Origin of the sequence: Paenibacillus sp. Lou8.1 (genome assembly GCF_024213565.1) — a bacterium.
GTDB lineage: Bacteria > Bacillota > Bacilli > Paenibacillales > Paenibacillaceae > Paenibacillus > Paenibacillus polymyxa_B.
This window is the reverse complement of sequence record NZ_JANAVN010000003.1, coordinates 1-14,198: the sequence shown is the minus strand read 5'-3', so window position 1 is coordinate 14,198 and position 14,198 is coordinate 1. Positions and strand designations below refer to the sequence as shown.

Sequence of the window (14,198 nt, the reverse complement as noted above, 5' to 3'; positions counted from 1 at the left end):
AAAAGACCACCGTAGTGGTCTTTATGCACGCATTACGCACTCAATACTTTTCTACCTTTTTGGCGACGAGCTGCCAAAACTTTACGGCCATTCTTCGTGCTCATTCTTTTACGGAAGCCGTGAACTTTTTTACGTTTGCTGACATTCGGTCTGAAAGTCGGTCTCATTGTGCTGCACCTCCTTACAAGGAATACGTTTTATATGGAATATACCTAACGTAGCAATCTCCACAAAAAACACCTTTGTACATTTAACCACAAATAGCGGCCAAAGTCAATGTACTTGTGAATCCTCTCCCTCTTTTTCGCATTCAGGAAGCCTCCTCCCCTTCCCCCGCTCACTCACCTCACTCTTTTATTCCCTTATTTCATAAAATTTCTTTCGCCTCTCCTCCGTTATCAGCATTCTATTTGTAGTTTTCACTCCTCCAAAAACTGCTCTTTTTACATTTCTTCATTCTGTGACTTGAATCCATCCTATTTTCAGATCGACGTTATCGGGTTCGTTCAAAAATAATGTCGGAAACGTTACCGGAAATTTTCAACAGAAAAATAAGCCTCTGTGACCAAAAGGCAACAGCTGTTATACACAGATCCACAAAAAGAACTGAATTGTGATTTAAATGGTCATAACCTGTGCATAACATTTTAGAGTAAAAAAGAGTTATTGTCGAAAACTGAACAAATTATAAACAATATCTTGTGTTGTGAATAAAAATTGTACACAACAGATTGAATTTGTGGATAAATAACCACCAGTCATTGAAATACAAGGCTTCTTTTGCTATGATGATATTACTTTTGAATGTGAATATGTTGTTTTACCCTCCATATTATCAACACCCTGTGGATAAAGTTGTGAACAAGTTCAATTTATCCATCTTTTTATTTTTGTGCGGATTTGGGATTCTGGGGATATATTCTACATTTTTCATTTGATTTCGACATATTGCAGTCCCGTTTTGGCCTTCGGGATCAAGAGAACGGATCGTGCCGCACATTCCCTCCTGAGAAATATCGCCTCTCTTCTGCTGATCAGCAGCGGAATTTCCATTAGCTATTTTTCAGGGTCATTTTGTGCTGCGTTCTCTCACCACACTGCCGCATGATTTAGGCGGCGGTATGTCTTTTTATGGCCTTCAACAACATTTTTGGGATTTTAGGCGTTTTGCCGAAGCGCCGAGAGCAGCTCTCTGCAGCTTAATTCGGTAAAATGTCAGGATTTAAAAGGAGTGACGTCTGTGGACAGCCATACCTCTGAACTATGGCAGCAAATTCTATCCATTATACAAACCAAGCTGAGTAAGCCGAGTTACGACACTTGGTTTAAGGCTACCAAGGCAGCGAAACTAAATGACCACTCCATTGTGATTTCTGCACCGACAACTTTTGCCGTGGAATGGCTTGAAAGCCGCTATACCAAGCTAGTCGGAGCAACGGTTTATGAAATTTTGGGCAAACAGCTAGAGGTCAAGTTCGTTATTGAAGAGAACAAGCCCGCCGAGGTCGACCTTCAGCAACAACCTCAGCAGCAGCCGGTCGTTCATGAAGAAGCTGTGTCCCATATGCTGAATCCCAAATATACATTCGATACATTCGTCATCGGATCGGGGAACCGTTTTGCCCATGCGGCATCGCTGGCCGTCGCCGAGGCGCCGGCCAAAGCTTACAATCCGCTGTTTTTATACGGTGGTGTGGGGCTGGGGAAAACGCATCTGATGCACGCTATCGGGCACTATATTTTGGAGCACAATCCGACCAGCAAGGTCGTTTATTTATCGTCGGAGAAGTTTACGAATGAATTCATTAATGCCATCCGGGACAACCGCGGGGAAAGTTTCCGGAATAAATATCGCAACATTGATATTTTGCTCATTGATGATATTCAATTCATTGCGGGCAAGGAATCGACGCAGGAGGAATTTTTTCACACGTTCAACGCGCTTCATGAGGAACGCAAGCAGATTATAATCTCAAGCGATCGGCCGCCTAAAGAAATTCCAACGCTGGAAGAACGGTTGCGCTCTCGCTTCGAATGGGGACTTATTACGGATATTCAACCGCCGGATCTGGAGACGAGAATTGCTATTCTTCGGAAAAAGGCGCGGGCGGAAAACCTGGATATTCCCAATGAGGCCATGATGTATATCGCTAATCAAATTGATACGAACATCCGTGAACTGGAAGGGGCGCTAATACGCGTTGTCGCCTATTCTTCCTTAACAAATCAGGATGTAACAAGTCATCTTGCGGCTGAAGCGTTGAAGGACATTATCCCGTCCAGCCGTCCAAAAATGATCACGATTCAGGATATACAGCATCAAGTCGGGGAATTTTACAATTTACGGCTGGAGGATTTTAAAGCGCGTAAGCGGACGAAGGCTGTAGCTTTTCCACGACAAATTGCCATGTACCTGTCTCGTGAGCTAACCGACTATTCTTTGCCGAAAATCGGCGAAGCTTTCGGTGGGCGTGATCACACGACTGTCATTCATGCGCACGAAAAAATCTCCAAATCCATTCAAGTGGATCAGGATCTGTTTAAAGTTATCAACAACCTAATAGAAAAAATCAAAAATCCAACCTGAACAAGTTCAGAGCCTATACACAATTTATACACATGTGGATAGGCTTGATTTTATTAGGGTTACAGTGACTTATCCACATATTCAGTGCGCCTATTACTATTACTAATATATTTTAAAGATATACATCACCTAAATAAGGCCCGCGTCAACGCGTGCTTGAAGGATTAAAACCCGTAGGAGGAACTTATGAAGATCAGCATTCTGAAAAATGTTTTGAACGAGGCTATACAACATGTATCCAAAGCGATATCAAGTCGGACTACGATTCCAATTCTGAGCGGTATTAAGCTGGATGTGAATCACCAGGGAGTAACGCTGACCGCCAGCGATACAGACATCTCCATTCAATCCTTTATTCCGATGGAGGATGGTGACCAAACTGTCGTTCAGGTCGAACAACCCGGTAGTGTTGTGCTGCCAGCCAAATTCTTTGTCGAAATTATCAAAAAGTTGCCGTCTCAGGAAATCCGTATGGAGGTAAAAGACCAATTCCAAACCTTTATCTCGTCGGGTGCAACTGAAATTCAGATTGTTGGCTTGGACCCTGAAGAATTCCCGGTGCTTCCCAACATTGAAGAAAATCAAGTCATCTCTGTGCCAGGAGATTTACTTAAAAATATGATTAAACAGACGGTGTTCTCCATTTCCACCCACGAAACGACACCGATTTTAACCGGCGTGTTGTGGAATCTGGCTGAGGGGGAACTGAAGTTTGTAGCAACGGACCGCCACCGCCTTGCCACCCGCAGCGCTCATTTGGAGACGTCTGAAGGCTTGCGCTTTAGCAATGTTGTCATTGCGGGCAAAACGCTGAATGAGCTGAGCAGAATTATTCCAGACCAAAATATGCTTGTGGATATCGTAGTAGCGGACAATCAGGTATTATTCAAAGTAGATCGGGTGCTATTTTATTCCCGCATCTTGGACGGCACCTATCCTGATACTTCTAGAATTATTCCGACCTCCTACAAAACAGAACTGATTGTGGATACAAAAAGTTTAAGTGAGTCAATTGACCGTGCTTATTTGCTGTCCCGTGAGGAAAAAACGAATATTGTAAAAATGCAGTCGCTGGAAAATGGCGGCTTGGAAATTTCCTCTAGTTCCTCTGAGCTTGGCAAAGTGCGTGAGGAAGTAACTGTGTCCAAATTTGAGGGAGAGCCGCTCAAAATTTCGTTCAACTCCAAATACATGCTCGACGTGCTCAAGGTGATTGATAGCGAGCAGCTGACGATTGCTTTTACCGGCATTATGAGTCCCATTATTTTAAAACCGGCAGATTCCAGCAATGCGCTGTATATCATCCTGCCATATCGCACAACCAACTGACGTTTAGCTTTAACCCACCCGAGGACAAGCGAAAGGATGAACAAGCCTTGAAACAGATATCTATACAGACCGAATACATCAAGCTCGATCAATTTTTAAAATTAGCCGATTGTGTATCCACAGGAGGCATGGCTAAAGCCCTGCTGCAAGAGGGACAAGTCCGTGTGAATGGTGAACCGGAAGAACGTCGTGGAAGAAAACTGTACCCGGGTGATACCGTAGAAGTAGAGGACAACGGAAGTTTCGAAGTTACAGCAGGAGCATGATCGCCTGGGTGGCAAGGACTCCTTTTAGGTACGGAGTAACAAGGGGGACCCTATGTGTTTGTGAACAACATTGTTTTGCAGCAGTACCGGAACTATGAACAGCTGGAGCTGAATGAATTTGGGCCCGTTAATTTGCTGATCGGACAAAATGCGCAGGGCAAAACGAATCTGGTAGAGGCGATTTTTGTACTGGCTTTAACCAAAAGTCATCGAACGTCCCGCGACAAAGAGTTAATCTCTTTCGGGGCTACTTCCACTCACCTAGCTGCGGATGTGGATAAAAAATACGGGAAAATCAGACTGGATCTCGCGTTATCCACACAAGGCAAAAAAGCAAAGATCAACGGACTGGAGCAGCGAAAACTGAGCGATTTTATCGGTTCGTTAAATGTGGTCATGTTTGCACCTGAGGATCTCGAAATCGTCAAAGGAACACCGGGGGTTCGCCGCCGGTTTCTTGACATGGAAATTGGACAGGTTGCGCCAGGATATCTGTATCATTTGCAGCAATACCAGAAAGTATTGGTGCAGCGAAATAACCTGCTCAAGCAAGCTTGGGGTAAGGATATGGCTTCAGTACAGCTGATGCTGGAGGTATGGAATGAGCAACTTGTTGAGCATGGTGTTAAAATTGTTAAAAAGCGGAAACAATTTATAACAAAGCTACAAAAGTGGGCTCAGGCCATTCATGAAGGGATTGCAGGTGGGACAGAAGAGTTAAAATTAACCTATGTTCCCTCCTTCAGTGAGCCAGAGGAAGAAGATGAAGCTGTCTTATTGGAGCGATTTATGATAAAGTTATCCCAAATGAGGGAACAGGAAATCCGCCGTGGCATGACTTTGGCGGGACCCCATCGTGATGATTTGGCCTTTGCCATTAACGGCAGAGAAGTGCATACGTATGGCTCGCAGGGGCAGCAGCGGACGACGGCCCTGTCCTTGAAGCTGGCCGAAATAGAGTTAATTCATGAAGAAATTGGTGAATATCCTGTCCTGCTGCTGGATGATGTTTTGTCCGAGCTGGACCCCTATCGTCAGACTCAGCTGATCGAGACTTTCCAAAGCAAGGTACAGACCTTTATCACGGCAACCGGGGTTGAGACTTTGAACGCAGAACGACTCAAGGATGCCAATATTTATCACGTCCACGACGGGCATGTGGAACACTAAGGAGTGAGTGACCGCTATGTATATTCATCTGGGTGGAGAAAAAATCATCCGCTCTTCAGAGCTTGTGGCTATTTTCGATATCTCGATTGAAAAATCCTCTAAAATCTCCAAGCAATACGTGAACCACGCCCAACAGCAAAAGCATGTCGAGATGATTGGCGAAGAGGAAGCCAAGTCCATCGTAGTGACTCAGAATACGGTGTATTATTCCCCCATCTCCTCAACAACACTCAAAAAGCGGGCAAACCAGTTTGTTGCCAATGCTTAACCATAGAATCTATAGAAGTAGGTGAAAGGCATGTCTATGAATCAACCGTCTTATGATGCGGGCGAGATTCAGGTCCTTGAGGGCCTGGAAGCGGTTCGGAAACGTCCCGGGATGTATATTGGCTCCACGAGCGCCAAAGGTCTCCATCATTTGGTCTGGGAAGTTGTGGACAACAGCATTGACGAAGCGCTGGCGGGTTACTGTGACAGCATTCAAGTTGTCGTTCACGAAGACAATAGCATTACCGTTACAGATAACGGTCGCGGTATTCCAGTAAGTGAACACGCCAAAATGAAAAAATCTGCGCTGGAAGTCGTTATGACCGTGCTTCACGCAGGTGGTAAATTTGGAGGCGGAGGGTACAAGGTATCCGGTGGTCTGCACGGGGTTGGTGTATCCGTAGTAAATGCCCTCTCCAGTAAAATGATCGTGCATGTTAAACGGGACGGACATCTGTATGAGCAGGAATATCATCGTGGTGCTCCGCAGTATGATGTCAGAGTCATCGGTGACACAGACGAGACGGGTACCCAAACGACTTTTTATCCTGACGATCAAATCTTTACAGAAACGACCGTATATGACTATGATACGCTCCAGACGCGGATTCGTGAGTTGGCTTTCCTGAACAAAGGTATTGCAATCAGCTTGACTGATGAACGGACGGGCGCCAGCGATACATTTCACTACGAGGGCGGAATCAGTGAATATGTGCAATTTTTGAATCAAAAAAGAGAAGCGCTGCATGAACAGCCGATTTATGTCGAAGGCTCGCGTGATATGATTCAAGTCGAAGTGGCATTGCAATATAACGACAGCTATACCGAGAATATTTATTCTTTTGCCAACAACATCAACACCCATGAGGGCGGAACTCACGAATCAGGTTTCAAGAGTGCATTAACCCGGATTATTAACGATTATGCACGTAAAAATGGCTTGATTAAGGACAACAACGCCAACTTGACTGGTGACGATGTGCGTGAAGGATTGACGGCGATTATCTCCGTCAAAATTCCAGAACCACAGTTTGAGGGTCAGACCAAGACAAAGCTGGGTAACAGTGAGGTGCGAGGGATTGTCGAATCCCTATTCGCAGAGAAACTCCAGGAATTCCTAGAGGAAAATCCGTCTGTTTCCCGCCGGGTGGTTGATAAATCCTTACAAGCAGCACGTGCCCGGGAAGCAGCGCGTAAAGCGCGTGAGCTTACACGTCGTAAAAGTGCGCTGGAAATCAGTTCGCTCCCAGGCAAACTGGCGGATTGCTCCTCTAAGGATGCTTCGATTAGTGAACTGTACATCGTCGAAGGTGACTCAGCAGGAGGATCGGCCAAGCAGGGTCGTGATCGTCACTTTCAAGCTATTTTGCCGATTCGCGGTAAAATCCTGAATGTTGAAAAGGCACGCTTGGACCGTATTTTGTCCAGTGATGAAATTCGGTCTATGGTAACAGCAATGGGTACAGGGATCGGAGACGACTTTGACATCGCCAAAGCCCGTTATCACAAGGTCATTATCATGACTGATGCGGATGTCGATGGTGCCCATATTCGTACGTTGTTGCTGACGTTCTTCTATCGGTACATGCGTAAAATCATTGATGCAGGCTATATTTATATAGCTCAGCCACCACTATTCAAAGTGGAGCGTAACAAAGTTGTACGTTATGCGAACTCCGAGGCGGAACGTGATGAGATCATCAGGGAATTTGGAGAAAACGCGAAATACAATGTACAGCGCTATAAAGGTTTGGGTGAGATGAATGCGACCCAACTTTGGGAAACTACAATGGACCCTGAGAGTCGTACTATGCTTCAGGTAACTGTCAGTGACGCGATGCTGGCTGATACACTGTTCAATACCTTGATGGGTGATAATGTAGAACCCCGTCGTGACTTTATCCAAGAACATGCGAAGTACGTGAAAAATCTTGATTTTTAATGTGTGATGTTCCTTCCTAGTGGCTGTTTTACGTGCTCATTAGGTAGTATTTTGTAGGAGTTCCAAGGGGCGCCCAAATGGGCGTCCCTTTTCTTCTCATTAACCAGCCCGGGTGTATTTGAATATTTGAACTCATTGTTTTAGGCTTTTTTCTTAGAGCGTATGGTTTTACCCGTGGATGAAGAGTACCGGCCGTAGCCTACTGCATATCTGAATATTTTATGATAGAGGCTTTTGTTGGGAAGGGAAGAGAACACCTTAATTGCTGGTCTCGTATTAACCTCCAGAATCCACGGATAATTTTGTTGATCCAGTCCCACATCTAATCCAATTTCCCTTAAACGTGGGTATTTTTTTTGCAACTGCCAGGCTACCCGTTCGCCCATTTTTGATAATTTTTGCTCCAGTCGTACAGCTTCCTTTACATCCATGTATGGAGCGACTAGCTCATTGAAAAAGCGCGTTGTCCCACCGCTGTGATGATTGGTGACGACTTTGTCAGGAGCAGCTACGCGTCCTACAATAAGCGTTGTTTCCCATTGGTGTCTCAAATTCATCTGGGTTAATACCCTCAGATCGAAAGGGCGTGCTTCATGCTGAAGAAGTGGAATTCCACGCTGGATCAGATATGGACGTTTTCGTATGCGGGAAGAAACCACTTTATGCAGATCTTCTAGACTTTCGAAGGTGAAGGTATCTACTTCATAGCGAAGCACATACCAAGTTCTATCTTCGATAATTCCTTCTTCTGTCGGTGGAAGCGGCTCTGTCAGCCTCTCTGCCCGCATAACCCCTTTTCCATAAGTACCGTTATCCGGCTTAATATAGACAGTACCATACACAGCCAACATTTCGTTCAAGTGATCAAATGTGTACAACCGTGTTTCCGGTACATAAGCGGCCAATGTCGGATTGGGGAGAATGGCATTTGTTTTGGTCCACTTACTGGATACTCGCTGAATAGACAAGTAATCTCATCCCTTTCTTTTCGAAATATGAGTCATGTACTTGGAATCCGCAACACTTTGACAAAACAAGGGAAACTAAAGGACAAGCGCGTAAAACAATGATATAATAGAGAAATACGGCGTTTTTCGGAATTTTGCTAAGTGAACCCTGACCGTATACGTATTGTATGTGGAAAAGGCCCTTAGGGTGGGGGCTAATCCCCAGCTCTGGGGAATTTGTTATAATCAGGGCTTGTGAGTTGTACAAGAGATAGCAATCTGCTACTCGCAGAAAGAGAATGACGAGGGATTTACGCTGTAAAGAGGACAGATGCGTTTAATTGTGCTCTTTTTGTGAAAGTAATATAATTACACAGATGAGGATTTCAGCCAAAATCCTGCGCAGAGAGCGGAGTGTATAGGCAGTATCTTGTTAGGCTTTTCACATAGAGAGCATTGTATTGAAGGATAAGAAGGAGGACCAGCATGGCGGATCAAAATAACTCGCAAATCATCAATAGGGATATCGGAGTGGAAATGCGCGAATCCTTTATGGATTATGCCATGAGTATTATTGTTAGCCGTGCCTTGCCTGATGTGCGGGACGGACTGAAGCCGGTACACCGTCGTATTTTGTATGCGATGTCCGAGCTAGGCATGTCGCCAGATAAGCCTTACAAAAAATCGGCAAGAATTGTCGGCGAAGTTATCGGTAAATATCACCCTCATGGTGATACGGCTGTATATGATACGATGGTGCGGATGGCGCAGGATTTTTCCTTGCGTTATATGTTGGTGGATGGACACGGTAACTTTGGCTCCGTGGATGGAGATATGGCGGCTGCGATGCGTTACACCGAAGCACGGTTGTCCAAGATTGCCATGGAAATGCTACGTGATTTGAACAAAGAGACCGTTGATTTTATGCCGAACTACGATGGTGAAGAGAGCGAGCCCGTTGTATTACCTGCACGTTATCCTAACTTGCTGGTGAATGGCGTCGGCGGAATTGCAGTCGGGATGGCTACCAATATTCCTCCGCATAACTTGGGAGAGGTTATCGATGGTGTACAAGCACTAATCGAAAATCCTGACATTACGCCGATGGAACTTATGGATTATATTCAAGGGCCGGATTTCCCGACAGCAGGTTATATTTTAGGACGCTCTGGTATTCGTCAGGCGTACCAGACTGGCCGCGGATCTGTGACCATGCGTGCGAAGACCACCATAGAAGAGATTGGCAATAAAGCACGGATTATCGTGCATGAGCTGCCTTACCAAGTGAATAAGGCTCGTCTGGTCGAGAAAATTGCCGAATTAGTACGTGACAAACGTATTGAAGGCATTACGGATCTTCGGGATGAATCGGACCGTACGGGTATGCGTGTTGTTATTGAGTTGCGTAGAGACGTGAACCCGAATGTCGTTCTGAATAATTTGTTTAAACATACGGCCATGCAGTCGAATTTTGGTATTAATATGCTTGCCATTGTAAACAACGAACCGAAGATTTTGAACCTGAAGGATGTCTTGTATCATTATCTCAAACATCAGGTCGAGGTTATTCGTCGCCGGACAGAATTTGATCTGAAAAAAGCCGAAGCTAGAGCACACATTCTGGAAGGCTTGCGCATTGCCCTTGACCATCTGGACGAAGTTATTGCCTTGATTCGTTCTTCCCAAACTGCAGAAGCAGCTCGTGAAGGACTGATTGAGCGTTTCTCGCTCACTCTTGAACAGTCTCAGGCTATTCTAGATATGCGTCTGCAACGCTTAACCGGTTTGGAACGTGAGAAGATCGAGAACGAATATAACGAGCTAATACAAAAGATTGCGGAATATCGTGAGATTTTGGCGAACGAGCATCTGGTACTCAATATTATTAGCGAAGAGCTGAATGAACTTAAAGAACGTTTCGCTGATGAACGTCGCACTGAAATTACAGTGGGTGAAGAGAGTATTCTGGATGAGGATCTCATTCCGCGTGAAGATGTTATTATTACTGTAACCCATACAGGATATATCAAACGCCTTCCTGTTACTACTTATCGCAGTCAAAAACGCGGTGGTCGTGGTGTAGTGGGTATGGATACCAAAGATGAGGATTTCGTAGAGCATCTGTTCATTACGAATTCACATCATCATTTGTTATTCTTTACCGACAAGGGTAAGGTATATCGGATTAAGGCCTATGAGATTCCTGATCTAAGCCGGACTGCCCGGGGGACACCGATTATTAACCTGATTCAGATTGAACAGGGTGAGTCGATCAATGCGGTAATTCCAATCGAGGAATTTGTGGAGGATAGCTATCTATTCTTTGCGACCCAGCATGGAATTATAAAGAAGACACCTCTTGACGACTATGCAAATATCCGCAAAGGTGGCTTGATTGCCATTAACTTGCGTGAAGATGACGCCCTGATCGAAGTGAAGCTGACGGACGGACAGCAGGAAATGATTATTGGTACAGCACAAGGCATGTCTATCCGTTTCCCTGAAAGTGATGTACGGTCTATGGGCCGTAGTGCTACAGGGGTTAAAGGGATCAACCTTGATGAGAGTGATGCTGTAATAGGTATGGATATTGTAGACACCAGCCTGGATATCCTGATTGTAACGGCCAAAGGTTATGGCAAGCGTACCCCTGTTGTGGATTATCGTATCCAAAGCCGTGGAGGTAAGGGGATCAAGACGATTAATGTTACGGATAAAAATGGTCCGGTTGTCGGTCTCAAGGTTGTAAAAACCGAAGAGGATCTGATGATCATTACAGCTAGTGGCACCTTGATTCGGACTAGCATGGGGGAAATCTCCACGATGGGTCGGAATACACAAGGGGTAAGGCTGATTAATATTCGCGATGATGATTCGGTTGCAACTGTTTGTCGAGCAAACAAGAATGAGGAGCAGGATGAACTGCTTGAAGAATTATTAGAGGATGGGGAAGCTGGAGAGGGCTCCTCTCTATCATCTGTTGAACCAACTCTCGAAATGAATACAGAAGATACGGAAGGTAACGACCCAGAATCTTCTGAGGGCGAATAAGAGCCTGCATATGGAAACAACAATAGTTATTAAATTTTAGATGGAAGAGACTCTCTGACTATTTGGTCGGGGAGCCTTTTTCTTTTTCTGGCTAACGAATTCAGACAAGTATGCTTTAAGTGGCATAAAATGAATGTACAGGATCAATCCCAAGTAATATAATGACATCATAACTGGCAGCTGGAGCAGCTGTTGTGAGAACAGAGAGGTTGACCATGACAACTGTACCCGTACCCGAATTAAAAGCAGGACTTAGATTGCAAAGCGATGTATTTACAGAAATGGGCAGCTTGCTGCTACCAAAAGGGCGCATTCTGCTACCGCGTGACTTGGAGATTTTACAGGCGTTCCTGATCCAGCAAGTTGAGGTAGGAACGGATGATCTTACAAAATCCAGTGGCGAGTCTACGACTGTTCGATCTGGAATATCTGAATCGCAAGGACCTTCGTTAGATGGGCGAGATGAATCTGAACAATTTCAGGATGAGTATGACAAAATGGTGATGCTCGTTAAGAACGCATTTCAATCGGTACTCGTCTCTAATCTATCTATATATGAACTGCGAGGACAATTGGAGTCCTTACTGGTGCACATTCAGCGCTATAATGTAATGACCTATACTCCGCCTGCCATGATCGAAGTGGACTATATTTTTCACAACGCCGTGCTAACCTCCCTTACTTCCTACTCCATTGCACAATGGATCGGATTACCTCAAAAGGATTGGATGCAGGTGGCTTTTGCTGGATTGCTTCATGACATAGGAAACGCTAAAATGGACCCGGCCATTCTGTACAAGCCCTCCAAACTAACGTGGGAAGAGCAAGAAGAAATACGTAGTCATACATCACTAGGATACCAGCTACTTAAAAATGTGAAAGCTATTAACGAAGGTGTGCGTTTGGCAGCTCTTCAGCATCATGAGAAAGTGGACGGTACTGGATATCCACTGCGTCTTAAAGGGGAACAAATCCACATCTACGCTAAAATCGTTGGAGTGGCTGATGTATTCCATGCTATGACTCTAGAGAAAACATACCGGCCTGCCCAATCACCGTATCTGGTTCTAGAGCAAATCAAGTCAGAATCATTTGGAAAGCTGGACCCAAGTGTCGTACAAGTTTTTATTCATAAGCTAACCCAATTCAATAATGGAACCAAGGTGCGCCTCAATGATAACCGTACAGGGGAAATTATATTTGCTGATCGAGATCATCCGACTCGTCCGTTGATTCAAGTGGATGGGGAAATCATTAACCTAATGCTGCAAAGAGAGCTTTATATCGAGTGTATTGTTACTTAACTAAGTATTTTAAAAAAACAGTTGCACAATATAAAGAAAGTATGATATATTATTTCTTGTCGCTTCAAGTGTTATCAAAAAGAGCGAAAAACACTTTTGAAAAAAAAGTGTTGACATAACTCTAGGAAATATGATACACTATAAAAGTTGCTGAGGGGTTGAAAGAAACGCCGAGGCGGACAATGAATGTTTGATCTTTGAAAACTGAACAACGAGTGAGTAAAACGATTTTGCTTGCAAAATCAAACAAGAGATATTTTTATCTCGTCAGTTTCAACATGAGCTCATCGCTCTTTCTATAAACTAACTTCGGTTGGTCTTTAATGGAGAGTTTGATCCTGGCTCAGGACGAACGCTGGCGGCGTGCCTAATACATGCAAGTCGAGCGGGGTTATGTAGAAGCTTGCTTCTACATAACCTAGCGGCGGACGGGTGAGTAACACGTAGGCAACCTGCCCACAAGACAGGGATAACTACCGGAAACGGTAGCTAATACCCGATACATCCTTTTCCTGCATGGGAGAAGGAGGAAAGACGGAGCAATCTGTCACTTGTGGATGGGCCTGCGGCGCATTAGCTAGTTGGTGGGGTAAAGGCCTACCAAGGCGACGATGCGTAGCCGACCTGAGAGGGTGATCGGCCACACTGGGACTGAGACACGGCCCAGACTCCTACGGGAGGCAGCAGTAGGGAATCTTCCGCAATGGGCGAAAGCCTGACGGAGCAACGCCGCGTGAGTGATGAAGGTTTTCGGATCGTAAAGCTCTGTTGCCAGGGAAGAACGTCTTGTAGAGTAACTGCTACAAGAGTGACGGTACCTGAGAAGAAAGCCCCGGCTAACTACGTGCCAGCAGCCGCGGTAATACGTAGGGGGCAAGCGTTGTCCGGAATTATTGGGCGTAAAGCGCGCGCAGGCGGCTCTTTAAGTCTGGTGTTTAATCCCGAGGCTCAACTTCGGGTCGCACTGGAAACTGGGGAGCTTGAGTGCAGAAGAGGAGAGTGGAATTCCACGTGTAGCGGTGAAATGCGTAGAGATGTGGAGGAACACCAGTGGCGAAGGCGACTCTCTGGGCTGTAACTGACGCTGAGGCGCGAAAGCGTGGGGAGCAAACAGGATTAGATACCCTGGTAGTCCACGCCGTAAACGATGAATGCTAGGTGTTAGGGGTTTCGATACCCTTGGTGCCGAAGTTAACACATTAAGCATTCCGCCTGGGGAGTACGGTCGCAAGACTGAAACTCAAAGGAATTGACGGGGACCCGCACAAGCAGTGGAGTATGTGGTTTAATTCGAAGCAACGCGAAGAACCTTACCAGGTCTTGACATCCCTCTGA

At 45.3% G+C, this 14,198-nt stretch carries 10 protein-coding genes and 1 rRNA gene; 9 read left to right on the top strand and 2 right to left on the bottom strand.

The features are described 5' to 3' along the window. Window positions 1-32: 32 nt before the first annotated feature. Entirely contained in the window at window positions 33-167 is a 135-nt protein-coding gene (gene rpmH, locus NLX78_RS04865) for a 50S ribosomal protein L34 (protein WP_007433250.1), read from the bottom strand. Window positions 168-1,240: 1,073 nt separating this feature from the next. Between rpmH and dnaA the strand changes: the two genes are divergently transcribed. The 6 genes from dnaA to gyrB all read left to right on the top strand — a co-directional run bounded on the left by dnaA (window position 1,241) and on the right by gyrB (window position 7,561). Further along, on the top strand, window positions 1,241-2,587 hold the full coding sequence (gene dnaA / locus NLX78_RS04860) for a chromosomal replication initiator protein DnaA (protein ID WP_103049703.1): 1,347 nt from the start codon (window positions 1,241-1,243) through the stop codon (window positions 2,585-2,587). A gap of 186 nt (window positions 2,588-2,773) precedes the next feature. Beyond that, complete coding sequence (dnaN, locus tag NLX78_RS04855) at window positions 2,774-3,916, top strand: DNA polymerase III subunit beta (RefSeq protein ID WP_029518977.1); 1,143 nt, start codon at window positions 2,774-2,776, stop codon at window positions 3,914-3,916. A gap of 47 nt (window positions 3,917-3,963) precedes the next feature. Beyond that, window positions 3,964-4,182, top strand: coding sequence for a S4 domain-containing protein YaaA (gene yaaA / locus NLX78_RS04850; RefSeq protein ID WP_023986416.1), 219 nt, complete (start codon window positions 3,964-3,966; stop codon window positions 4,180-4,182). Window positions 4,183-4,236: 54 nt separating this feature from the next. Further along, window positions 4,237-5,352, top strand: coding sequence for a DNA replication/repair protein RecF (gene recF, locus NLX78_RS04845; protein WP_013308098.1), 1,116 nt, complete (start codon window positions 4,237-4,239; stop codon window positions 5,350-5,352). Window positions 5,353-5,368: 16 nt separating this feature from the next. After that, window positions 5,369-5,620 carry an extracellular matrix regulator RemB gene (remB, locus tag NLX78_RS04840; protein ID WP_007433255.1) on the top strand — a complete coding sequence of 84 codons (252 nt, stop codon included), beginning with the start codon at window positions 5,369-5,371 and terminating at the stop codon, window positions 5,618-5,620. Window positions 5,621-5,650: 30 nt separating this feature from the next. Further along, entirely contained in the window at window positions 5,651-7,561 is a 1,911-nt protein-coding gene (gyrB, locus tag NLX78_RS04835) for a DNA topoisomerase (ATP-hydrolyzing) subunit B (protein WP_061830445.1), read from the top strand. Window positions 7,562-7,701: 140 nt separating this feature from the next. Here the strand turns inward: gyrB and NLX78_RS04830 are convergent, their stop codons facing one another. Further along, entirely contained in the window at window positions 7,702-8,529 is an 828-nt protein-coding gene (locus tag NLX78_RS04830) for a YheC/YheD family protein (RefSeq protein WP_254349765.1), read from the bottom strand. A 465-nt stretch (window positions 8,530-8,994) separates the two neighbouring features. Between NLX78_RS04830 and gyrA the strand changes: the two genes are divergently transcribed. The 3 genes from gyrA to NLX78_RS04815 all read left to right on the top strand — a co-directional run. Next, window positions 8,995-11,559, top strand: coding sequence for a DNA gyrase subunit A (gene gyrA, locus NLX78_RS04825; protein WP_061830447.1), 2,565 nt, complete (start codon window positions 8,995-8,997; stop codon window positions 11,557-11,559). A gap of 215 nt (window positions 11,560-11,774) precedes the next feature. Then, window positions 11,775-12,863 carry an HD-GYP domain-containing protein gene (locus tag NLX78_RS04820; protein WP_061830448.1) on the top strand — a complete coding sequence of 363 codons (1,089 nt, stop codon included), beginning with the start codon at window positions 11,775-11,777 and terminating at the stop codon, window positions 12,861-12,863. A 320-nt stretch (window positions 12,864-13,183) separates the two neighbouring features. Then, a 16S ribosomal RNA gene (locus NLX78_RS04815) occupies window positions 13,184-14,198 on the top strand; the annotation flags it as partial.